This window comes from Guyparkeria sp. TX1, from assembly GCF_046523965.1.
GTDB lineage: Bacteria > Pseudomonadota > Gammaproteobacteria > Halothiobacillales > Halothiobacillaceae > Guyparkeria.
Genome location: NZ_CP144142.1, coordinates 2195269 through 2218353, shown reverse-complemented (window position 1 = coordinate 2218353; position 23085 = coordinate 2195269). Strand labels below are relative to the sequence as shown.

At 64.7% G+C, this 23085-nt stretch carries 17 protein-coding genes and 3 tRNA genes; 15 read left to right on the top strand and 5 right to left on the bottom strand.

What is annotated here, in order from left to right:
* Positions 1–163 precede the first annotated feature (163 nt).
* The 3 genes from VWP12_RS10230 to VWP12_RS10220 form a co-directional block, all read right to left on the bottom strand.
* Positions 164–240: transfer RNA gene (locus VWP12_RS10230), tRNA-Pro, on the bottom strand.
* Positions 241–301: 61 nt separating this feature from the next.
* A complete protein-coding gene (locus VWP12_RS10225; protein WP_410474028.1) occupies positions 302–1930 on the bottom strand; it encodes an EAL domain-containing protein in 1629 nt (542 codons plus the stop codon).
* Between the two features lie 134 nt (positions 1931–2064).
* A complete protein-coding gene (locus tag VWP12_RS10220; protein WP_410474027.1) occupies positions 2065–4338 on the bottom strand; it encodes a response regulator in 2274 nt (757 codons plus the stop codon).
* A gap of 86 nt (positions 4339–4424) precedes the next feature.
* Between VWP12_RS10220 and cysM the strand changes: the two genes are divergently transcribed.
* The 5 genes from cysM to VWP12_RS10195 all read left to right on the top strand — a co-directional run bounded on the left by cysM (position 4425) and on the right by VWP12_RS10195 (position 7689).
* On the top strand, positions 4425–5327 hold the full coding sequence (gene cysM / locus VWP12_RS10215; protein WP_410474026.1) for a cysteine synthase CysM: 903 nt from the start codon (positions 4425–4427) through the stop codon (positions 5325–5327).
* 80 nt (positions 5328–5407) lie between these two features.
* Positions 5408–6784 (top strand): 23S rRNA (uracil(1939)-C(5))-methyltransferase RlmD, encoded by a 1377-nt coding sequence (gene rlmD / locus VWP12_RS10210; RefSeq protein WP_410474025.1) that lies wholly within the window; start codon positions 5408–5410, stop codon positions 6782–6784.
* A 106-nt stretch (positions 6785–6890) separates the two neighbouring features.
* Positions 6891–6981 (top strand) — tRNA-Ser (locus tag VWP12_RS10205).
* A gap of 65 nt (positions 6982–7046) precedes the next feature.
* A tRNA-Ser gene (locus VWP12_RS10200) sits at positions 7047–7137 on the top strand.
* Between the two features lie 240 nt (positions 7138–7377).
* Positions 7378–7689: a hypothetical protein gene (locus VWP12_RS10195; protein ID WP_410474024.1), complete on the top strand. Its 312-nt coding sequence runs from the start codon at positions 7378–7380 to the stop codon at positions 7687–7689.
* Positions 7690–7778: 89 nt separating this feature from the next.
* On the opposite strand, the gene VWP12_RS10190 is transcribed toward VWP12_RS10195, so the two are convergent.
* Together VWP12_RS10190 and VWP12_RS10185 are read right to left on the bottom strand one after the other, a co-directional pair.
* Entirely contained in the window at positions 7779–8612 is an 834-nt protein-coding gene (locus tag VWP12_RS10190) for a mechanosensitive ion channel family protein (RefSeq protein WP_410474023.1), read from the bottom strand.
* 161 nt (positions 8613–8773) lie between these two features.
* On the bottom strand, positions 8774–9463 hold the full coding sequence (locus VWP12_RS10185) for an OmpA family protein (protein WP_410474022.1): 690 nt from the start codon (positions 9461–9463) through the stop codon (positions 8774–8776).
* Between the two features lie 143 nt (positions 9464–9606).
* Here VWP12_RS10185 and mtnA point away from each other — a divergent pair, with 143 nt between their 5' ends.
* The 10 genes from mtnA to rpsA all read left to right on the top strand — a co-directional run bounded on the left by mtnA (position 9607) and on the right by rpsA (position 23072).
* A complete protein-coding gene (gene mtnA, locus VWP12_RS10180; RefSeq protein ID WP_410474969.1) occupies positions 9607–10671 on the top strand; it encodes an S-methyl-5-thioribose-1-phosphate isomerase in 1065 nt (354 codons plus the stop codon).
* A 223-nt stretch (positions 10672–10894) separates the two neighbouring features.
* Positions 10895–13471 carry a DNA gyrase subunit A gene (gyrA, locus tag VWP12_RS10175; RefSeq protein ID WP_410474021.1) on the top strand — a complete coding sequence of 859 codons (2577 nt, stop codon included), beginning with the start codon at positions 10895–10897 and terminating at the stop codon, positions 13469–13471.
* A 126-nt stretch (positions 13472–13597) separates the two neighbouring features.
* Entirely contained in the window at positions 13598–14680 is a 1083-nt protein-coding gene (gene serC / locus VWP12_RS10170; RefSeq protein ID WP_410474020.1) for a 3-phosphoserine/phosphohydroxythreonine transaminase, read from the top strand.
* Positions 14681–14725: 45 nt separating this feature from the next.
* Positions 14726–15889: a 3-phosphoglycerate dehydrogenase family protein gene (locus tag VWP12_RS10165; protein ID WP_125197913.1), complete on the top strand. Its 1164-nt coding sequence runs from the start codon at positions 14726–14728 to the stop codon at positions 15887–15889.
* 15 nt (positions 15890–15904) lie between these two features.
* Positions 15905–17050, top strand: a complete 1146-nt coding sequence (pheA, locus tag VWP12_RS10160) for a prephenate dehydratase (RefSeq protein ID WP_410474019.1) — start codon at positions 15905–15907, stop codon at positions 17048–17050.
* The gene (gene hisC / locus VWP12_RS10155; protein ID WP_410474968.1) at positions 17050–18222 is read left to right on the top strand and encodes a histidinol-phosphate transaminase; all 1173 of its coding nucleotides are present in this window, start codon (positions 17050–17052) and stop codon (positions 18220–18222) included. The genes pheA and hisC overlap by 1 nt, the downstream gene beginning before the upstream one ends.
* Positions 18222–19136 (top strand): prephenate dehydrogenase, encoded by a 915-nt coding sequence (locus VWP12_RS10150; protein WP_410474967.1) that lies wholly within the window; start codon positions 18222–18224, stop codon positions 19134–19136. Before hisC ends, VWP12_RS10150 begins: the two co-directional genes overlap by 1 nt.
* A 55-nt stretch (positions 19137–19191) precedes the next feature.
* Positions 19192–20547, top strand: coding sequence for a 3-phosphoshikimate 1-carboxyvinyltransferase (gene aroA, locus VWP12_RS10145; RefSeq protein ID WP_410474018.1), 1356 nt, complete (start codon positions 19192–19194; stop codon positions 20545–20547).
* Between the two features lie 19 nt (positions 20548–20566).
* Complete coding sequence (cmk, locus tag VWP12_RS10140; protein WP_410474017.1) at positions 20567–21235, top strand: (d)CMP kinase; 669 nt, start codon at positions 20567–20569, stop codon at positions 21233–21235.
* A 163-nt stretch (positions 21236–21398) separates the two neighbouring features.
* Positions 21399–23072, top strand: a complete 1674-nt coding sequence (gene rpsA, locus VWP12_RS10135; protein WP_125197916.1) for a 30S ribosomal protein S1 — start codon at positions 21399–21401, stop codon at positions 23070–23072.
* Positions 23073–23085: the final 13 nt, after the last annotated feature.

The following is a 23085-nucleotide window of genomic DNA, read 5'->3' as shown; positions in this document are numbered from 1 at the left end:
ACCGGCTTCTATCCGGCGCGGCAGTGATCTCCCCAAGGGTTGATGAGCCGAGGTAGCCGCGCGGCGTGAGGGAGGAGCAGAGCCATTGAATGTCCGATCGGTTACATGGATCCAGAACGCAGAAAGGCCGCCCTTGCAAGGCGGCCTTTCTACTTGAATCTATTGGTCGGAGTGGAGGGATTCGAACCCCCGACCACCTGCCCCCCAGGCAGGTGCGCTACCAGGCTGCGCTACACTCCGAAACAGGGCGCGCAGGATAGCGCACTTTTCCGTGTCGAGGAAGGCCGTGGCGCGGGTCCGGCTAGATTTCGTGAATGGCGACGCGGTTTTCGTTTTTCAGTGGGCGGATGATCTCCGGCCGGCCGAAGTGGAAACCCTGGCCCCAGTCGATCCCCATCTCGCGCAGCAAGTCGGCGGTGCGCTCGTCGCCGATGAACTCGGCGACGGTAACCAGCCCCATGTCCTTGGCCATGGCCTGGATATGCCGGACGATCTTCTGTGCCCGGACGCTGTCGCTCATGTTCTGGACCAGTGCGCCTTCGATCTTGAGGAAGGTGAACGGCATGTCGAGCAGGTAGCGGTAGGAAGAGTAGCCGCTGCCGAAGTCGTCCAGGGCGAGTCGCAGGCCGAAATCGATCAGGGGCCTGAGTGCGCTGAAGGCATCTGACGTGTCTTCGAGCACCTCGCGCTCGGTCATCTCCAGGACCAAGGGCTTGGGACCCGCATTCCTCTCACCGCCGATGCACTCGCAGGCGGCCTGGGCGTTGGTGATCACCTGTTCCATCAGTTCCGGGTGCTGCAGAAAGTCCCCCGAGATGTTGACGAAATGCGCCATCGGTCGATGACCGATCGAGGCCACGCAGTTGTTGATCGTCTGGTTAATGATCTCGAAGTCGATCCGGTGGGCCATCTGCAACCGCGAGGCGGCATCGATGAACAGGCCCGCCGGGATGACGTCGCCTTCGGGGGTGATCATGCGGGCCAGTGCCTCGTCGGCGACTACCTCGCCGGTCTTGAGATCGACGATCGGTTGGCTGGCGGCGACGATGCGCCCTTCGTGGATGGCGCGATCGAGCGCGCCGCCGGTGGTGTAGACCGAGGGTTGTTGCAGCCGGTCGGCGTTGACCACGCGGTCACGGCCGGTGCGCTTGGCCTCGTAGACCGCGGCATTGAGCGCGCTTAGCTGGTCGCGAGGCTGGGTGCGGGACGTTTCACCCGGGCCGAGCGCGCCGTGACCGATGCTGACGGTCACTGAACCCAGCGGCGGGGCGTCTTCGCCGCCGTTGAAGCGGACGCTGGCGGCAGACGCGCGGATGCGTTCGGCAATCTGCTGGCTGTGTTCTGCCTGGCGGGGCGGGATCAGGAGCATGAACTCGTGACCGCTCCAGCGGGCGGCCATCACGTCGTCGGGGACGGCTGCCTGCATGGCGCCGGCCAGATCGCGGATGACCCGGTCGCCGACGTGATAGCCGAGGTAGTCGTTGACGGTCTTGAGCCGATCGATGTCGACCAGCATCAGGCGATGGCCGCCGTCGCCATCGGACTGGATGTCGCGGATCCGTTCGAGCATCGCGCTGCGGTCCGGCAGGCCGGTCAGCGAATCCAGGCTGGTGGGCGGGCAGAGGCTTTCCAGCAGCACGACCAGTCGCTGGTGCTCGTCCAGCGGGGTGATGGCGAGCGTGATCTCCCGGTTGTCCATCAGTCCGATCAGCGAGGTCTCCTCGCCATCGATCAGGGCAGTGCCCAGTGACGGCCCGGGGTTCATGCGCAGGCGGCGTTCCAGGCGTTCGCGAAGGGTCCGCTCGCCGTCGGTCGGGAACAGCTCGTCGGCCCGGGGGGTGGCGCTGAGGACGCGCCCGGCGGCAGTGCAAAGAAAGACGACCATGCCCGAATCGGTCCCTCCGTCGGCCGTGGCGTTGTCGAGTTGCATCGTCCCTGTTCCTTCCCTGCCAGTCGTTCCTGTCATCCGTTCCTGGATGATGCCCATGAAGGCATCCTAGCAGCGAATTGGCGCGAGCTGAATCAGCGCGGTCTTATGTAACCCGGCCGCGCCAAGCGGCGTATTCAGGTGGTCCTCGTATCGCAGAGCGGGTTGGCGTTTATGCCGTCGATGCAGCGGATCAGCGCGGCAATGCGTGGCGCGATGCGCTCGGCCGTTTCGTTGGCGTCGAGCGCATCCTCAAGCTCACCGGCGAGTGTCTGCAACTCGGTTTCACGACAGCAGGCGGCGGCCCCCCGGAGCTTGTGCGCGGCATGGCGCAGTGTTTCGTGATCGTCGGCCTGTGCGGTCAGTAGCCGCCGATAGCCCGGCAGCTCATCGCAGAGCAGTCGGGTGAGGAAGGGGTCGCGTTCGTCCTTGCGGTCGTTTCTGGCGGGCGGGGTGGTCTCCGGGTCGGGACGACCGTGAGTCTCCAGGGGGAAGAATTCGCCGATCGAGCTGAGCAGATCGCCGGCGGTGACCGGTTTGGTCAGCACCCGTTCGATGCCGCTGTGCAGCAGGTCCTGGTGCACGTTGCCCTGCCGGTTGGCCGTGATGGCGATTATCGGGGTTTCCAGGTGGCGCGGACGCTTTTTCAGGATGCGTGCGACGCCGGCACCGGTGATGTCCGGCATGTGCATGTCGGTGAACACCACGTCGATGTCTTCATGATCAGCCAGTGCAAGCGCCTGCTTGCCGTTGGTGGCCTCGAGGACGTGGAATCCCAGTTCACGCAGCGTTTGCCCCAGGTGGGCGAGGTAGACCGGGTCATCGTCGATCACCAGCGCGGTCCGGCCGGCAAAGGAATACAGGGCGTGTCGACCCGGCTTGCCCTGCCGTGGTTTGTCGCTGCCACCGCTAGCGGGGGGGCTGTCGGCTTGGCGAGGTGGGGCAAAACGGGCTGGGCTGCGACCCGGTCCCGGTGTCGGGGCGCCCAATACCCGTTCGAGCGAGGCGGCCAGCGCCCGAGCTCGAATGAACAGTGGCAAGGTGAAGTCCGCCCAGTGCAGCGCCGCGGCCGGCCGCCCCCGAATAGTCAGGTGGCTGGATAGCCCGATGACCCGCCCGGCCAGCGAGACCCACTGACCGAAGGCCGGGTCCTCATGGTGTCGTTCGACGATGCGCTCGTCGAGGAACAGCAGGTCGACTGGCTGGCCGAAATCCGGCTCCACCTGGATGTTCGCCCCGAGGGCGGCGAGGTTGCCCTGCCAGGCACGGCGATGTTGCGCCGAGGCGCAGACCACGGCCGCCAGTTGGTCCGCCAGCCGGTCGCTGCTGTCGGGTTCGCCGATCAGGATGGGGGCGCTGAAGGTCGCGGTCATCCCGAAGCGCTCCGGGCCGGTGTCGACCACCTCGAGTGCCGAATCAAGGTGATGGGAGATGCAGCGCAGGATCCAGAGATCGATCAGATCGTCGATCAGCAGGCCCTCGAGTTGCTCGGGCAACGGTTGCGCGAGGCGTTCGGCTAGTTGTTCCCGATCGAGAGAACCGTCACGGGCCTGCCCGTCGATGGTCAGGCGAAAGCGTCCCAATCGGTCGCCGCCCTCGTTCTCGTGGTCATCCTCGAGTTCCAGCGTGATGGCCGGCTCGCGCAGGTGGGCGATGCCGAGGATCTCGTTGAGCAGACGGTCGAGCAGACGGCGCAGCATCTGCGGATCGAACACGATCTCTCGCGGCAGGTCCTGGTAGCCGATGAACTGCAACACCTCGCCGTCGCGCTGGGCGGTGGTCTGCCAGTCGGTCACCAGGTCCTCGCCCGTGGTGCGCAGGTTGACCCGCCCGTCGGTGCGCGTCATGCGGCCAGCGGTGATCTCGTGGTAGTCGATGATGTTCTCGATCGAGAGGCGCAGGCGGTGGCTGGCGTGACGCATCAGCTGGAGTGATCGGGCCGGTTCCTGTTCGCCGTCCTTGGCCGGTGGCGCGCAGCGGCTCAGGCGACGTTCCAGCGTGGCGAGGCTGTCGACCGCCGATCGGATGTGCCCCAGCGGCGTCACCCATTGCTGGTTGACCAGTTCGAGTACCGTGGCGGCCGAAAGCTGGCTTTCCGGTCCGGTGCGCTGGATCGGTGGTACCGACTTGCTGGTTGCGTTGGTGTCCGAGGGATGGGATCGCCGCCGAAACCAAAGGAGCGTAATCGACAGGCCGGCAAGGAGCAGCCAGATGCCGGTCCAGCCGATGGTTGCCGCCCAGAACGCGGGCGAGGGAAGGGTTCGGCCGGAAACGAGCGCCTCGATCGCGAGCAGCAGCGGGGGAGCGACCAGAGCGAGCAGGGCCCAGGGCAGGATAGCTCCCAGGGCGGCAAGACGGCCGGCGGGGCCACGTTGTGTGGCGGTCTGTTTACTGCGGATCGGAGCGTTCACCGAAGGCCTTTGTGGCATACTCGGGGCGCGAGGCAAACCCGCCTTCCCCGGAAGAATTTGGTAACTGGAGCGAGCCGGCAAAGCGTATGTTAGGTCACCGTCTTGATCAATTGATCGGCAACACGCCACTGGCGCGTATCCAGCGTCTCGACCCCACGGGGGCGGCGCGCGGCAACGTGATTCTCGGCAAGCTCGAGGGCAACAATCCGGCCGGGTCGGTGAAGGATCGCGCGGCACATTCGATGATCGCACGCGCCATGGAACGCGGCGAGATCAAGCCCGGCGACCGATTGGTCGAGGCGACCTCCGGCAATACCGGCATCGCATTGGCGATGGTGGCCGCTACGCTGGGCCTGCGCCTGACGCTGATCATGCCCGAGCATATGTCGATCGAACGTCGCCAGTCGATGGCCGCCTACGGGGCGGAGCTCAAGCTGGTCTCCCGGGATGAGGGCATGGAAGGCGCGCGGGACCTTGCCGCCGCGATGGCCGCGCGAGGCGAGGGCACGGTGCTGGACCAGTTCGCCAACCCGGACAACCCGCGGGCGCATTACCTGACGACCGGCCCGGAAATCTGGGCGGCCACCGAGGGCCGTGTGACGCATTTCGTCTCCGCGATGGGCACCACCGGCACGATCATGGGCACCTCGCACTACCTCAAGGAGCAGAACCCCGGTGTGCAGATCGTCGGCGTTCAGCCGGGCGAGGGCGCGCAGATTCCGGGGATTCGGCGCTGGCCGAAAGAATACCTGCCCCGGATCTTCGAGCCGGCGCGGGTGGATCGCACCCTGGATATCGGCCAGGATGAAGCCGAGGAAATGACCCGGCGGCTGGCGCGCGAGGAGGGCATCATGGCGGGGATCTCCTCGGGCGGCGCGATGGCCGCGGCCCTGAAGGTGTCCGCCGAGGTGGAGAACGCCGTGATCGTCACCATCGTCTGCGATCGTGGTGACCGCTACCTGTCCACCGGGGTCTTCCCGGCGGGCTGATTGGCCTAATTGACCCTGAGCCGGCCCTGCCATGCACCCCGTGCGGCAGGGCCTTTGTCTTTCCTCTGATCGAGAAATCGATGGCCCGCAACCCCAACCGCAAGAAACGCCACAAGCACAAGCATGCCAAGCCGCTGCCGCCGGGCGAGTTCGAAGCCCACATCGAGTCGCTCACCCTCGAGGGTCGCGGCGTGGCTCACGTCGATGGCAAGGCGACCTTCGTCGGTCGGGCGCTGCCGGGCGAGGACGTGCGCTTCGTGTATCGCGACCAGCGCCGGCATTTCGATCTGGGCGATGCGGTGGCTGTGGATCGGGCCAGTCCGGAACGGATCGAGCCGGGCTGCCCGCATTTCCATCATTGCGGTGGATGCGCCATGCAGCACTTGGCCCCTGAGGCGCAGGTGCGCCACAAGCAACAGGCCTTGCTGGATCAACTGTCGCGGATCGGGCGGGTGACACCGGAGCAGGTGCTCGAGCCGTTGACGGGTGCGATCTGGGGCTACCGCCGCATGGCGAGATTGGGTGTGCGCTTCGTGCGCAAGAAGGGACGTGCGGTGGTGGGGTTTCGCGAACTCGGCTCGCCTCTGCTCGCCGATATCGACACCTGCCCGGTGCTCGACCCGCGGGTGGGCGAGCAATTGCCGGCGATCGCCGAACTGATCGGCGAGATGGATGCCCGGCGAGACATTCCCCAGATCGAAGTGGGCTGTGGCGATGCGCACTGCGCCTTGGCCTTCCGCCACATGGTGCCGCTGGGGGAGGCGGATCGGGCGCGTCTGGATGCCTTTGCCGACGCGCATGGTTTCGCGATCTTCCTGCAACCTGGCGGCCCGGACAGCCTCGAGCCACTGGTAGAGGGGGCGCGCGACGTCTACCCGAGCTACCGTCTCGAGGAGTTCGATGTCGAGATCCGCTTCTCGCCGCTGGACTTCGCCCAGGTCAATGCCGAGATCAACCGCCGCATGGTGCACCAGGCGTTGGAGTGGCTTGCGGTGCAACCGGGCGATCGGGTGCTGGACCTGTTCGCCGGGCTTGGCAATTTCAGTCTGCCACTGGCCCGGCAGGCCGGCCCGGCGGGGGCGGTCACCGCTGTGGAGGCGGATCAGGCGATGGTCGAGCGCGGCGCGGCCTGTGCGACGAGCAATGGCATCGAGAACACGCGTCACGTCGTCGGCAACCTGTTCGATCCCGATGCCGGCCACGGCTGGATGAACGAGTCGTTCGACCGCGTCCTGCTCGACCCACCGCGGGCGGGTGCCGAGGCCATGATGTCCGTGATCGCGCGCATGAAGCCGGCCCGGGTGGTTTACGTCTCCTGCCACCCGGGAACGCTTGCCCGGGATGTCGGTCGACTGGTGAACGAACACGGTTGGCGGCTGTTGGCGGCGGGCGTGATGGACATGTTCCCCCATACGGCACACGTCGAATCCATGGCGGTGCTTGAACCGGGGCGCTGATATCGTGTGTGCATGCTCGTGGTCGTCTGCCCATTGTCATGGGCTGGCGGTTTGGGTAAACTCTGCGCCCTTCCTGACGCGGGTCTGCCCCGTCGGGTAGAAGAACGGAGAGGTGTCCGAGCGGTCGAAGGAGCACGCCTGGAAAGCGTGTGTACGGTAACCCCGTACCGAGGGTTCGAATCCCTCTCTCTCCGCCAGTTTTTGTATAGCCCGGGGTTTAAAGCCGGGCGTGGACGCGACCTCGGTCGCGTCTTTCCCGTTTGGAGAGGTGCCGGAGCGGTCGAACGGGGCGGTCTCGAAAACCGTTGACCCCCTCGCGGGGTCCCAGGGTTCGAATCCCTGCCTCTCCGCCAAACATCGTTGACGGAAATCATTAAAGCCCGGGTGCAGTGCATCCGGGCTTTTTGCTGTCTGGATGTCGCTCTGGCGACGTGGTGGCCCACTCCGTAGCCGATCAGTGGATCTCCTGCCGCAGGGCCTACTATCTGCCGGCAGGAAACTTTTCAAATGAGGCATGGTCTGAGTTTATGCATGGCAAGAATATGGTTATATTCCCATGCGTGAATGTCCGGTGACTGTACGAGAGGTACACCATGATCAAGTTGAAGACCATTGTTCCCGCTTTCCTGGCTTCCGCGGCCTTTCTCGCGTCTGGCGTGGCGCAGGCCGATCACAACAGCCCGTCAGGCGAGGGTACGGCTAACATGCCGAATGACATCCACAACACCCGCGTTGATACGTTGGATGACAACGATGCCTTCCTCGCCTTTGTCCAAGGTGGCGGCGGCGCTGATTCAACCAACCGCTTCCTGGATGACGACAGCACCGTTTCGGTCGGTGGCGGCGGTATGGGTCCCGGTGCCGGCGCTGGTGGCATGGGCGGTGGTTACGGCGGTGGCCGATAAGCCCCCCCCGTCTTCCCCGGAGACTTTCACTCCGGCAAGCAAAAGAAAGCCCCGCAATTGCGGGGCTTTCTTCGTGCGGGGTATGTTGATCAGGACTTGCTTGTCTTCGCGCCCTCGTCGGCGCCTTCGGCGGAACTGATTACCATCTGCGGGAACGGGATGGTGATGCCGTTTGCATCGAAGGCTTCCTTGATCTGCTGCTGCAGGTCGGACTTGATCGTCGGCATATCGGCTGAGCGAATCCATGGGCGTACCAGCAAGTCGACGCTCGAGGCGCCAAACTGGTCGACCAACACGGCCGGGGCCGGATCCTTGAGGACGCGTTCTTCCTTCTCGAACACCTGCATGATCAACTCCTTGGCCTTGGCGATATCGTCGGCGTAGTCGATGCCGATTGCCAGGTCCAGGCGACGGGTGTCGCGCACGCTGTAGTTGGTGATCGCCGAGGCGTAGAGCTGGCCGTTGGGGACGATCAGTTCGACGTTGTCGGGTGTGTTCATGCGGGTGTGGAAGATGCCGATCTCGTTCACGGTGCCCATGACTCCATCGGCAATGATGAAGTCGCCGGCCTTGAACGGACGAAAGATCAGCACCATCACCCCGGCGGCGAAGTTGCCCAGCGAGTCCTTCAGTGCCAGGCCAACGGCAATGCCGGCGCCGGCGACCAGGGCGACTAGCGAGGTCGTATCAAGGCCTAGCTGTGACAGGGCCGCGATTACCACGAACAACAGGAACGCGGTGCGCGCCAAGGCGACTGTAAAGCCGACCAGCATCGGCTCTATGCCTGTTCGCCCCAGCAGCTTGGCGAGCCAGGGGCTGCCGATCTTGGCGATGAAGTAGCCACCGGCGGCGATCGCGACGGCAATCAGGATCTTGATGATCCAAGGCAATACATACAGGGAGAAAAAGCCTGCTTCTTCCATGACGGTTCCTCTTGAAAGCGATTCGTTTTGCGTTATGAGTGGAACGGATTGCGTAAACAGTATAGGTGCCATCCCGTTCGCTTCGAGTGTGACCGTGAGTTGGCCGCAAACAAAAACACCGCCCGGAGGCGGTGTTTTTCACATCGAGCGTTGGAAACGCCTTACTGGGCGGTGCCCTGTACGGTGATTTCAACACGACGGTTCTGGGCACGACCTTCACGGGTCTGGTTGGTGGCGATCGGGTTGGATTCGCCCATGCCCTGGGTCTCGATCTTGTCGCCCGGAACACCTTGGTCAACCAGGTAGTCCTTGACGGTCGCAGCGCGACGCTCGGACAGGCCTTGGTTATACTCGTCGGTACCGATGCTGTCGGTGTGACCGACGGCTTCGATGTTCGCGACGGCGTTCAGGTCACCCATGTCGCGGACCAGCGCGTTCAGGGTGTCCTTGCCTTCCGGCTTCAGGTTCGACTTGTCGAAGTCGAAGTAGGTGTCAGCCTCGAGCGTGATGGTCTTGGCTTCCGGTGCCGGAGGCGGCTCGACGACCGGCTTCGGTGCCGGCTCGGCCTTGGTGATCAGTTCCGGGTTGCACGCTTCGATCGCGGTCTCGCTGTTCAGCGTGCCGTGATTGTTGTACAGGCACGTGCCATGGCCGGTCATTACCGGGTCGCCGTTGCTGTCAAACACGTACGGGGAATCACCCCCGGCGAGGGACTGGCCAGAGAAGGCAAACGTGGCTGCAACGGAGGCAGCGATCACGGTCATTTTCTTCATCTGTGAAATCTCCTTGTTTCTTATGAGGTCAGAGATGACTTTGGTGTCGCTAGGAATAGCGCGATTCAGATCCGGCATTGGTTGAATCTCACCGGAATAGTAGCCGCCCCTTCCGGCAAAGTGCAAAAATAGCGCCGATCGATTGCGAAACTAGGCATCAAAATCGCTCAATGGCGCTTAAGCCCTTGGATAAAAGGGGTGTGGGTTCGTGATTGCAGTGCATTTTCAAGTGGGGGTTGGGTTTGCTTAAGGCTCTGACATACAAGGAAAAAAAGTTGCATGTGCTCGATCAGAGGCTATTGCCGCACCGGGTCGAGTGGCTGTGTTGTACAGATGCAACGTGCGTGGCAAAAGTGATACGCGAGATGGCGGTTCGCGGGGCGCCTGCCATCGGGGTGGCGGCGGCTTACGGGTATCTGCTTGCCGCGCACACGGCAACCGCACGAGGTGACGAACTCACCGTCGCGATGCTTGAGCCGGCGTATGGTGAATTGGCCGCCGCGCGTCCGACCGCCGTCAACCTGGTCTGGGCCTTGGATCGCATGGTCGCCTGTCTGCGTAAGGTCGAATCGCTGGAGAGTGGTCAACGGCTGCGTCGTCTGACTGAGGAGGCGCGATCCATCGAGGCGCGCGACGTGGAGGCTAACCTTGCTATGAGTCAGTTGGGGGCGGGCCTGATTGAGCCCGGCTCGGAACGCAGCTGGGTGCTTACTCATTGTAATACCGGCGCGTTGGCTACCGCGGGGCAGGGCACGGCGCTGGGTGTCGTCCGTGATGCCTGGGCCGCCGGGCGGCTCGAAGGGGTATATGTCGACGAGACCCGTCCCTGGCTGCAGGGCTCGAGGCTGACGGCTTGGGAATTGCAACAGGAATCGATTCCGTACCGGCTGATTTGTGACAGTGCTGCGGCGAGCGTGCTGGCCACCGGCCGGGTGAGCTGGGTGATCGTGGGGGCCGATCGGGTCGCGGCGAATGGCGACGTGGCGAACAAGATCGGCACCTATTCGCTTGCGGTGCTGGCGCGGCATCACGGCGTGAGATTCATGGTGGTCGCTCCGCGTTCGACGATCGATCGCAACTGCCCCGATGGCGGGGCTATCGAGATCGAGCAGCGTTCGGGGTCCGAGGTCAGTGAAATCGCCGGGCAACCGGTGGCCCCCGAAGGGGTCGACGTGTACAACCCGGCCTTCGATGTCACGCCGGCCGGGCTGATCGACGCGCTGGTTACCGAGGCCGGCGTGGTGCGTCACCCGAATCGTGCCGGGATTGTGCGGCTGTTCGATTGACGGGCCGCCCGGGGCGCCGCGTCAAGAGGCGCTCTGTGGTACGATGCCCCGGTTTGGCGACGCACCCGTCCGACCGCGGCCATAAGGGCTCTGCGGCGGTCTCGCGGGGTCGCGGTGGCCCGGCAGGGGTGACGCTCGGGGGTGGTTGCCTTCGCGCCTCGTCGCAGCGGTCGTAAGGACCGTGCCGTTGAATCAGGACACTCGTGGGTACCAGGACACTCGAATGACTCAGTTCGCTCAAGAAATCTTCCCGGTCAATCTCGAAGACGAGATGCGGCAGTCCTATCTCGATTACGCCATGAGCGTGATCGTGGGGCGTGCGCTGCCGGATGCCCGTGACGGCCTCAAGCCGGTACACCGCCGGGTCCTCTACGCCATGCGCGAGTTGGGCAACGAGTGGAACAAGCCCTACAAGAAATCCGCGCGTGTCGTGGGTGACGTCATCGGTAAGTATCACCCGCACGGGGATTCGGCGGTCTACGACGCGCTGGTACGCATGGCGCAGGATTTCTCCATGCGCAACATGCTCATCGACGGGCAGGGCAACTTCGGCTCGGTTGACGGAGACGCCCCGGCGGCGATGCGTTACACCGAAGTGCGCATGGCCAAGATCGCCCACGAACTGCTCGCCGACATCGACAAGGAAACCGTCGACTTCATCGACAACTACGACGGCTCGGAATCCGAGCCGCAGGTCCTGCCCGCCCAGTTCCCGAACCTGCTGGTCAACGGTTCCTCGGGTATTGCCGTGGGCATGGCGACCAACATTCCGCCGCACAACCTGGGCGAGGTGCTCGACGCCACCGTCGCTTTGATCGACGACCCGGCCATCAATGATGACGACCTGCTCGCCTACGTGCCGGCCCCGGACTTCCCGACCGCCGGGATTATCAATGGTGCGGCCGGTCTGCGGGATGCCTACCTGACCGGTCGTGGTCGTTGCGTGATGCGCGCCCGAGCCGAGTTCGAGGACAGCGAGAAGACCGACCGCACCTCGATCGTGATCACCGAGCTGCCGTACCAGGTCAACAAGGCACGCCTGATCGAGCGCATCGCCGAGCTGGTGCGCGAGAAGAAGATCGATGGCATCGCCGAACTCCGTGACGAGTCCGACAAGGACGGCATGCGCGTCGTGATCGAGTGCAAGCGTGGCGAGATGCCCGATGTGCTCCTGAACAACCTCTACCAGCAGACCCAGCTGCAGAGCGTGTTCGGCATCAACATGGTCGCCCTGATCGATGGCCAGCCACGCACCGTCGGGCTGCGCGAGATCCTCAACGTCTTCCTGCGTCATCGCCGCGAAGTCGTTACTCGCCGCACGATCTACGATCTGCGCAAGGCGCGCGATCGCGCCCACATCCTCGAAGGTCTGGCCGTGGCCCTGGCGAACATCGACCCGATGATCGCCGTGATCAAGGCGGCGCCGACCCCGGCCGAGGCCAAGGCCAAGCTGCTTGACGGCACCTGGGAGTCCGGCGTGGTGCGCACCATGCTCGAGAAGGCCGATGCCGCCGCCTCGCGCCCCGAGGGGTTGGGTGATGCATTCGGTCTGCAGGAAGACGGCAGCTACCGGCTCTCGGCCGAGCAGGCCCAGGCCATCCTCGAGATGCGCCTGAACCGCCTGACCGGTCTCGAGCAGGACAAGATCGTCGAGGAATACGCCAACCTCCTCGAGCGCATCATCGATCTGCTCGACATCCTGCGCTCGGAAGATCGGCTGATGCAGGTCATCCGCGACGAGCTGATGCGGATTCGGGACGAGTACGCCGATCCGCGTCGCACGGAGATCATCGTCGATTACGAAGATCTCTCGATGGAGGACCTGATCGCCGAGGAAGACCGCGTGGTCACGCTCTCTCGCGAGGGTTACATCAAGACCCAATCGCTGACCGATTACCGCAGTCAGCGCCGCGGCGGCCGGGGTAAGGCCTCGACGCGGATGAAGGACGAGGATGTGATCGAACAGCTGCTGGTGGCCAGCACCCACGCCTGGGTGCTGATGTTCACCAACTACGGTCGGGTCTACTGGCGCAAGGTCTACCAGTTGCCTCAGGGTGCCCGCGGCGCGCGCGGCCGGCCGGTGGTCAACGTGCTGCCGCTGCAGGATGGCGAGCACATCAACACCATGTTGCCGATCCGCGAGTTCGTCGACGATCACTATATCTTCTTTGCCACGCGCAATGGCCAGGTGAAAAAGACCCCGCTGGTCGACTTCTCCCGGCCGCGCCAGGCGGGCATCATCGCCATAGACCTGCGCGAGGGTGACCGGTTGATTGGTGCGGCGCTGACCGACGGCTCCCGCGAGATCATGCTGTTCTCCAACGCCGGCAAGGCGACGCGTTTCGCCGAGGAAGATGTGCGATCGATGGGTCGCACGGCGGCGGGCGTGCGCGGTATTCGCCTGCAGGACAAGCAATTCGTCGTCTCGTTGATCGTGGTCGACGAAGGCGAGGTGCTCACCGCCACCGAGAACGGCTACGGCAAGCGCACGCCCACCGACGAGTTCCCCGTCTACAACCGGGGCGGGCAGGGCGTGATCGCTATCAATACCAGTGAACGCAACGGCGAGCTGGTCGGCGCGGTCCTGGTGCGCGAGTCCGACGAGGTGATTCTGATCTCGAACCGCGGTACACTCGTGCGCACCGAGGTGTCCCAGATTTCCTCCCTGTCGCGCAACACCCAGGGTGTGACCCTCATCCGTCTGGGCAAGGACGAGCGTCTGGTCCAGATCGAGCCGGTGGCCGCCATGGAGGACGATGGCGACGAGGAGGAAGTCGAGGAACACGACGCGGAGGAGTGATCCCCGCCGTGGCGAAGGACGCGCCACCCCAATCAGCCCGCCTATCGCGGGCTGTTTTCGACTGAATTAATGACCGGGCGAATCATCGCCCGGTCGCTTGTTTTCCGTTTCTGTTCAGGAGTAGTCATGGCTCGCGTTTACAACTTCAGCGCCGGTCCGGCGATGTTGCCCACCGAGGTCCTCACCCGCGCACGGGACGAGATGGTCGATTACCAGGGGACCGGTATGTCGGTCATGGAAATGAGCCATCGCGGCAAGCATTTTGTCGGCATCGCCGAGCAGGCGGAAGCGAACCTGCGCAAGCTGATGAACATCCCGGACAACTACAAGGTGCTGTTCCTGCAGGGTGGCGCCTCGACCCAGTTTGGAGCGATTCCGCTGAACCTGGGCAACGGCTCGGGCAAGGCCGACTACCTCAACACCGGCCACTGGTCGGTCAAGGCGATCAAGGAAGCCAAGCGCTTCGTCGACGTCAACGTCGTCGCCGACACCAAGCCGGATAACTTCACCACGCTGCCGGCCGAGGGCGAGATCAAGTTCTCCCCGGATGCCGACTACGTCCACTACACCCCGAACGAGACCATCGCCGGCGTCGAGTTCCCCTACATCCCGGACACCGGCGACGTGCCGCTGGTCGCGGACATGTCCTCGACCATCCTGTCGCGCCCGATCGACGTCTCCAAGTTCGGCGTCATCTACGCCGGTGCGCAGAAGAACATCGGCCCGGCCGGCCTGACCATCGTCATCGTCCGCGAGGACCTGCTGGGCAAGTCGCGCGAGAATACCCCGGCGATGCTCGACTGGGCCACCCAGGCGGAAGCCGACTCCATGTTCAACACCCCGCCGACCTATGCCTGGTACATGGCCGGTCTGGTGTTCGAGCACCTGCTCGCCAAGGGCGGTCTCGAGGAGATGGGCAAGATCAACCAGCGCAAAGCCGAGAAGCTCTACGCGGCCATCGACGGCAACGACTTCTACCGCAACCCGGTCGAGCCGGCCTACCGCTCGTGGATGAACGTGCCGTTCATGCTGGCCGACGATTCGCTCGACAAGACCTTCCTCGAAGAGGCCGGTCGCCAGGGTCTGGTCACGCTCAACGGCCACCGTTCGGTCGGCGGCATGCGCGCGAGCATCTACAACGCGATGCCGGAAGCCGGCGTCGACGCGCTGATCCACTTCATGAACGACTTCGCCAAGCGCCACGGCTGAGCCCCGCTCGCCTCGCTGCCAGAAACTGTTTTCAAGGAATCCGTCATGTACAAGATTCACACCCTCAACGCCATCTCCAACAAGGGCCTCGAGCGCCTGCCGACCGACAAGTACGACATCGGTGCCGACCTGAACGACGCGGACGGCATCCTGGTCCGTTCGGCCAAGATGCACGACATGGACCTGCCGGAGTCGCTGCTGGCCATCGGCCGTGCCGGCGCCGGCGTCAACAATGTCCCGGTCGACCGCATGACCGACAAGGGCGTGGTGGTCTTCAACGCCCCGGGCGCGAACGCCAACGCGGTCAAGGAGCTGGTCATCGCCGGCATGCTGATGTCGATCCGCAACATCGGTCCGGCCTGGGACTTCGCGCGCAAGCTCGAGGGATCCGATGAGGAGATCAACAAGGCGACTGAGGCCGGCAAGAAGAACTTCAAGGGCTTCGAGCTGCCGGGCCGCACCCTGGGCATCATCGGCTTGGGCGCCATCGGCGTACGCGTGGCCAACTCGGCCAAGGCGTTGGGCATGCGCGTGATCGGCTTCGACCCGGGTATCAGCGTCGAGCGCGCCTGGGAGCTGTCGCCGGACGTCCACCAGGCGGGCAGTGTCGACGAGGTCCTGGCCAAGGCCGACTTCGTTTCCCTGCACGTGCCGCTGATCGACGCGACCCGTGACCTGATCAACGCCGAGCGCCTGGCGTTCATGAAGGATAACGTCGTGGTCCTGAACTTCGCCCGTGCCGGTATCGTCAACGAGCAGGCCATGGTCGACGCGCTGGACAACGGCAAGGCCCTGTCCTACGTCTGCGACTTCCCGACCAACCTGACCAAGAACCACCCGAAGTGCCTGGCCCTGCCGCACCTGGGTGCGTCCACCGACGAGGCGGAGGACAACTGCGCGATCATGGTTGCCGATCAGATCCGCGACTACATCGAGAACGGCAACATCAAGAACGCGGTCAACATGCCGCACGTGCAGATGGCACGTTCGGGTGCCCAGCGCATCGCGATCGCCAACCTCAACCGTCCGGACATGGTCGGTCAGATCTCGCACATTCTCGGCAAGGCCGGCGTGAACATCGAGCACTTGGTCAACGAGTCGCGTGACAAGGTGGCCTACACGCTGCTGGACGTCGACCGCGAGGTGCCGGCCGAGACCCGCGACGAGCTGGCCGCGATCGACGGCGTTCTGCGCCTGCGCCTGCTCTGATCCCCGTTCGGGCACATGGGCGGCACAAACGCCAAGTCCGCGACTGACGCGGCACTGCCCGAGAGCCTGGACGAGGTGCGGGTGCTGATCGACTCGGTCGATCGGCAGATTCTCGACCTGCTCAGCCAGCGCGCGCGCCTGGCCGAGCAGGTCGCGTTCATCAAGGAGCGCGATCCCGCGCATCATTCCGGGCAATCGTTCTATCGGCCGGAGCGCGAGGCGCAGGTGCTTTCCCGCATCCGTGATCTCAACCCCGGTCCGCTGGACGATGAGACCGTCGCCTGGCTGTTTCGCGAGATCATGTCGGCCTGCTTGGCCCACGAGCGGCCGCTCTCGATTGCCACCCTGGGGCCGTCGGGTACGTTCTCCGAGTTGGCGGCGGTGGCGGCCTTCGGTCACGGGGGGCGGCTGCAGTTCGAGCCGGGCATCCCCGAGGTGTTCCGTGCGGTCTCCGCCGGTAGTGTCGATTACGGCGTGGTGCCGCTGGAGAACTCCACTGAGGGCAGTGTCTCGGTCACGCTCGACTCACTCGCCGGCAGCGACCTGCTGCTCTGCGGCGAGGTGTCCCTGCGCATCGACCAGCAGTTGATGGCGCACCCGGATGCCGGCAGCACGCCCCGCGTGATCGTCTCGCATGCCCAGTCGCTGGCCCAGTGCCGCGAATGGCTCGATGCCCATTTCCCCGGCATCGAGCGCATGGCCGTGTCCAGCAATAGCGCTGCCGCCCAGCAGGCGGCGTCCGACCCCGAGGTGTTTGCCATCGGTCCGACGTTTGCCGCCGAGCGTCATGGGCTGGTAGTGCGTGCCTCGAATATCCAGGACAACGTCCAGAACACCACCCGTTTTGCGGTGCTCGGCCGGGAGCCGGTCGCGCCCTCGGGCAACGACAAGACCGCCTTGCTGCTGTCGGTGACCAACGAGCCCGGCGCACTGACACGGCTGCTACTCCCGTTGTCCGAGGCCGGTATCGACGTGCTGCGCATCGAGTCACGCCCGGCGCGGGACCGTGTCTGGGATTACGTGTTCTTCATCGACATCGCCGGTCATCGCGACGAGCCGGCGGTGGCGGCGGCACTCGAGCGGTTGCGCCCCCATTGCGGTCAACTGCGGGTGCTGGGGTCCTACCCGGTGCCGGTGATCAGCCATCCGGGGGGCGAATGATGGGCGTGAACGAGACCGAGTTGTCGTTCGGACGGGTGCGCGACTGTGTCGCGGCTATCCGGCCCTACGTGCCGGGCAAGCCGGCCGAGGAGGTCGCGCGTGAGTACGGTATCGAGGAGGTGCTCAAGCTCGCCTCCAACGAAAACCCGCTCGGTCCGTCGCCGCGTGCCGTCGAGGCGATTCAAGCGGGGCTGGCCGATCTGCATGTCTACCCGGACGGCAGCGGTTTCCACCTCAAACGAGCGATCGGCAGCCATTTCGGCGTAAATCCGGAGCAGGTCACGCTGGGCAATGGCTCGAACGACGTGCTCGAATTGGTCGCGCGTGCCTACCTCGAGCCGGGCGTGAACGCCGTGTTCTCCGAGCACGCCTTCGCCGTCTACGCCCTGGCCACCCAGGCCGCGGGCGCCGCGGCGAAGGTCGTGCCGGCGCGTCCGGCCGACGATCCGGAGATGCCTTTTGGAGCCGATCTCGAGGCGATGGCCGCGGCGGTCGATGAGCACACCCGCGTGCTGTTCCTCGCCAACCCCAACAACCCGACCGGGACCTGGGTAGAGGCCGCCGAGCTGCGCGCGCTACTCGATGCCGTGCCATCGCACGTGGTCGTGGTGCTCGACGAGGCGTATACCGAATACGTCGACGACCCGGCGTTCCCGAACGGCATCGAGCTGCTCGCGCACTACCCGAACCTGGTGGTGACGCGCACCTTCTCGAAGATCTTCGGCCTGGCTGCCCTGCGCGTGGGCTTCGCGGTCAGTGAACCGTCGATCGCCAGCCTGCTCGATCGCGTGCGTCATCCCTTCAACGTCAATGCGCTCGCCCTGCGGGCCGCCGAAGCGGCGCTCGAGGACAGCGAGTTCATCGCCCGAAGCCGCGAGGTCAACCAGGCCGGCCTGGCCCAGTGGACAACCGCCGCCGAGGCGAACGGCTGGCAGACCGTTCCCAGTCGGGCGAACTTCATCACGGTGATTACACCGTTTGCGGCCGGGCGCGTCTTCGAGGCGCTACTGCGCGAGGGCGTGATCGTGCGGCCGCTCGGTGGTATGGAGGCCTGCGGCGGGTTGTCGCAAGCGCTTCGTATCACCATCGGGACGGCCGAGCAGAACGCCCGCGCCATCGATGCTCTGAAGGGCGTGTTGGCGCAACTGGCCGACGAGGACGCCTCGGCATGATGTTCCGCCGCCTGGCCCTGATCGGCACCGGCCTGATCGGTGGTTCGCTGGCCCTGGCCCTGCGCGAGCGCGGCGAGGTGGGCGAGGTGGTCGGCTACTCGCGCCGACTCGACACCCGTCTGGCCGCCGAGCGGCTGGGGCTGATCGACCGACCGGCGGATTCGATTGCCGAGGCGGTCGAGGGGGCAGACCTAGTGTTCCTGGCCACGCCGGTCAAGGCGATGGACGCGGTTTTTGGCGAGTTGGCGGCCTGCCTGCCGGATGACGCCCTGGTAACCGACGGTGGCAGCGTCAAGGGGGCGGTGGTCGAGCGGGCGCGGGCGCATCTGTCGGCCGGGCAACTCGCCCGATTCGTCCCGGGGCACCCGATTGCTGGGCGCGAGCGCAGCGGGCCGGAAGCGGCGACCGCGGATCTCTACCGCGGCCATCGCGTGATCCTCACGCCGATCAAGGAAAACCGCGCCGAGGACGTCGCCCGCATCGAGGCGATGTGGAAGGCGACCGGGGCCCGTATCGAACGGCTTGAGGTGGCCCATCACGATCACGTGCTGGCCGCCACATCCCACCTCCCGCATGCAGCCGCCTACGCGATGGTCTCGGCACTGGCCCGGCTGGCCGAGCGCTATGAGGTCTTTCGCTACGCTGCGGGCGGCTTTCGTGACTTCACGCGCATTGCCAGCTCCGATCCGGTCATGTGGCGGGATATCTGCCTCGACAACCGCGACGAGATCCTGGTGATGCTCGACCACTATCGCGCCGAGCTCGACTGCTTGCGGGGCATGCTGGAATCCGCCGATGGCGAGCAGATCGAACATTATTTCCACGAGGCTAAGGCCGTGCGCGACGCCCTGTATCCCGTGGCCCACGCTAACGGGTCCAACGGAGTGAGCCAGACGGACACGTCCGGCCACTGACCCGCCGGCTTGTCCGAACCAATCCCTTTTCAGCCCAACCCCGGATGACCGCGCCATGACTACAGTTCATGATTCCGCTTCCCTGATCTATCGCAGCACCGCCGCCCAAGCGCTCGAGGGCGAGGCGCGGGTGCCGGGTGACAAGTCGATCTCGCATCGCTCGATCATGTTCGGCTCGCTGGCCGAGGGCACCACCGAGATCAGCGGTTTCCTCGAGGGTGAGGACAGCCTCAATACGCTGCGCTGCTTCCGGGCCATGGGGGTGTCGATCACCGATCCCGAGGCCGGGCGGGTGACCATCGAGGGCGTGGGGCTGCATGGCCTGAAACAGCCGGAAAAGCCACTCTACGTCGGCAATTCGGGAACGTCGATGCGGCTGATGTCCGGCATCCTCGCCGGACAGGCCTTCGATTCGGTGCTCGAGGGCGATGCCTCGCTGTCGCGCCGGCCGATGAAACGGGTGATCGACCCGCTCACCGCCATGGGGGCACGGATCGAATCCGGCCCCGAGGGGCGTTCTCCGCTCAAAATCCACGGCGGTCAGCCGCTCAAGGCGATCGACTACGCCATGCCGATGGCCAGCGCCCAGGTGAAATCCTGTGTGTTGCTCGCCGGCCTGTACGCCGAGGGCCGTACCTGCGTGACCGAACCGGCACCGACCCGAGACCACACCGAGCGCATGCTCTCGGGGCTGGGTGTCGGCATGCAGCGTGAGGGGGCGCGAGTCTGCATCGACCAGGGCGATGCCGGCGCGCGCCGGCTGGTTGGGCGGGCGCTCGAGGTGCCGGCCGACATCTCCTCGGCAGCGTTCTTCCTGGTCGCGGCCAGCATCGTCCCCGACTCGGACATCCTGCTTACCCACGTGGGCCTGAACCCGACGCGCACCGGGGTGATCGATATTCTCCAGGCGATGGGCGCGGACATCCGTATCGAGAACCGTCGCGAGGTGGGTGGCGAGCCGGTCGGTGACCTGCGCGTGAAAAGCGCCGAGCTCCAAGGCATCGAGATCGACGAGGCGCTGGTGCCGCTTGCAATCGACGAATTCCCAGTGATCTTCGTCGCCGCCGCCTGCGCCAAGGGTCGGACGGTGCTGACGGGTGCAGAGGAGTTGCGGGTCAAGGAATCCGATCGCATCGCGGTGATGGCCGACGGGCTGGCCAAGCTCGGCATCGACGCGACCCCCACCGAGGACGGCATGATCATCGAGGGGCGCGGCGAGCCGACGCCGTTCGGGTCGGCGACCATCTACGCGCAGGGTGATCACCGGATCGCGATGGCATTCGCCGTCGCCGGACTCAAGGCCCGCGGTGAAGTCACCATCCACGATTGCCAGTTCGTCGAGACCTCGTTTCCGGGGTTTGCCGAGTTGTTCAATCGCCTCGGCGGTTGCCTGGAACTGTCGCGCCACTGAACACATTGGAGGAGATCCCATGGTCCCCGTCATCACCATCGATGGTCCCAGCGGTTCCGGCAAGGGCACCATCGCCCGTCGACTGGCCGCGCGCCTGGGCTTTGGCATGCTCGATTCAGGCGCCCTATATCGCCTCACGGCCCTGGCCAGCCAGCAGGCCGGACTGGCGCCGCAGGCCCCGGAGATCGTCGACATCGCCCGTCATCTCGCCTGTCGATTCGACGAGGAGGGCAATGTGTTTCTCAACGATGAGAACGTCAGCCGCGAACTGCGTACCGAAACCACCGGCGCGATCGCCTCGCAGATCGCCGCCCGACCCGAGGTGCGCGAAGCGCTGTTGCAGCGACAACGTGATTTCGCCAAGTCGCCGGGGCTGGTTGCCGACGGCCGTGACATGGGCACGGTGGTCTTCCCGGAGGCGCCGGCGAAGATCTTTCTCGATGCCAGCGCCGAGGTGCGCGCCGATCGACGTTATAAGCAGTTGATCGAGAATGGATTCGATGCTAGTTTTACCGCCCTCGTCGAGGAGATTCGTCAACGGGACGAGCGGGATCGCAATCGGTCGGTTGCGCCGCTCAAACCGGCGAAAGATGCGTTAGTCGTTGATTCCAGCGATCTTTCCATCGACGAGGTGGAGGCCACGCTGTGGCGCTACATCCAGGATCGGCTCGCCGATCGGGACGCGTAGCGACACGGCGGGGTCGTTGACTTCGTGTTTTTGTACGGGCAATTCCGCCCGCTCAACAACCCGTTTGTCTGGCAAACCCAGGGATCGGATACGCCAGTGTTTTTTTACCACGACGGACAGCAATTGGAACGTCCAGTCGTCAACCCTTTGGAAATGCGGATTAATGTCTGAAAGTTTTGCCCAGCTTTTTGAAGAAAGCCTCCAGAATGCCGTCATGCAGGCGGGCTCGATCGTCTACGGCAAGGTCGTGGACATCAACGATGACTACGTCACCGTCGACGCTGGCCTGAAGTCGGAAGGTATCATCCCCACCGATCAGTTCCGTGACGAGAATGGCGAGCTGAACATCAGCGTTGGTGAAGAGGTCGAAGTCGCCCTCGATGCCGTCGAGGACGGTTTCGGCGAGACCCGCCTGTCGCGTGAAAAGGCCCTGCGTGCCCGTGCGTGGAAGAAGCTGGAGAAGGCTTTCGACGACGACGAAATCGTCACCGGCCGCATTTCCGGGAAGGTCAAGGGTGGTTTCACCGTCGAACTCGGCGACGTCCGTGCATTCCTGCCGGGTTCGCTGGTCGACGTGCGCCCGATCCGGGACACCACCTACCTCGAAGGCAAGGACATCGAGTTCAAGATCATCAAGCTCGATCAGCGCCGCAACAACGTGGTCGTATCCCGCCGCGCGGTTGTCGAGGAAGAGTACAGCGCCGAGCGCGAAGCGCTGCTCGAGCAGCTGCAGGAAGGCATGGTTCTGCGCGGTATCGTCAAGAACCTCACCGACTACGGTGCGTTCCTGGACCTCGGCGGCATCGACGGCCTGCTGCACATCACCGACATGGCGTGGAAGCGCGTCAAGCATCCGTCCGAGATGGTCAACATCGGTGACGAGATCGACGTCAAGGTGTTGAAGTTCGACCGCGAGCGCAACCGCGTCTCGCTGGGTCTCAAGCAGCTGGGCGAAGATCCGTGGAGCGACATCTCCCGTCGCTACCCGACCTCCACCCGTCTGTTCGGCAAGGTCACCAACATCACCGATTACGGCTGCTTCGTCGAGATCGAGGATGGCGTCGAAGGTCTGGTACACGTCTCCGAGATGGACTGGACCAACAAGAACGTCAACCCGGGCAAGCTGGTCAACGTCGGCGACGAGGTCGAGGTGATGATCCTTGATATCGACGAGGACCGCCGTCGGATCTCGCTGGGCATGAAGCAGTGTCAGCCGAACCCGTGGGATGCCTTCGCTGCATCGCACACCAAGGGCGACAAGGTTTCCGGCCAGATCAAGTCGATCACCGACTTCGGCATCTTCATCGGCCTGGACGGCGGTATCGATGGCCTGGTTCACCTGTCAGATCTGTCCTGGAGCGAGCCGGGCGAAGACGCCGTGCGCCAGTTCAAGAAGGGCGAGGAGCTCGAGGCCGTGGTCATCGCGATCGACCCGGAGCGCGAGCGCATCTCACTGGGGCTCAAGCAGCTCGAGGACGATCCGCTGTCCAACTGGGCGGCCGACAATCCGAAGGGCAGCATCGTCAAGGGTACGCTGCGTGAAGTCGACGCCCGCGGCGCCGTGGTCGAGCTGGCTGAAGGCATCGACGGCTACATCCGTGCCTCGGACATCGCTCGCGAGCGTATTGACGACGCCCGCACCGTCCTGAAGGAAGGTGAGGAAGTTGAGGCCAAGTTCATGGGTATCGACCGTAAGAACCGCATGATCAGCCTGTCGATCCGCGCCAAGGATCACGCCGAGGAAGCCGAGGCGATGGACGAGCTCAGCAAGGCGCCGAGCACCTCGTCGCCGACCCTGGGTGATCTGCTCAAGGAACAGCTCGGCCGCTCCGAGTAACTCGGAACTGTCG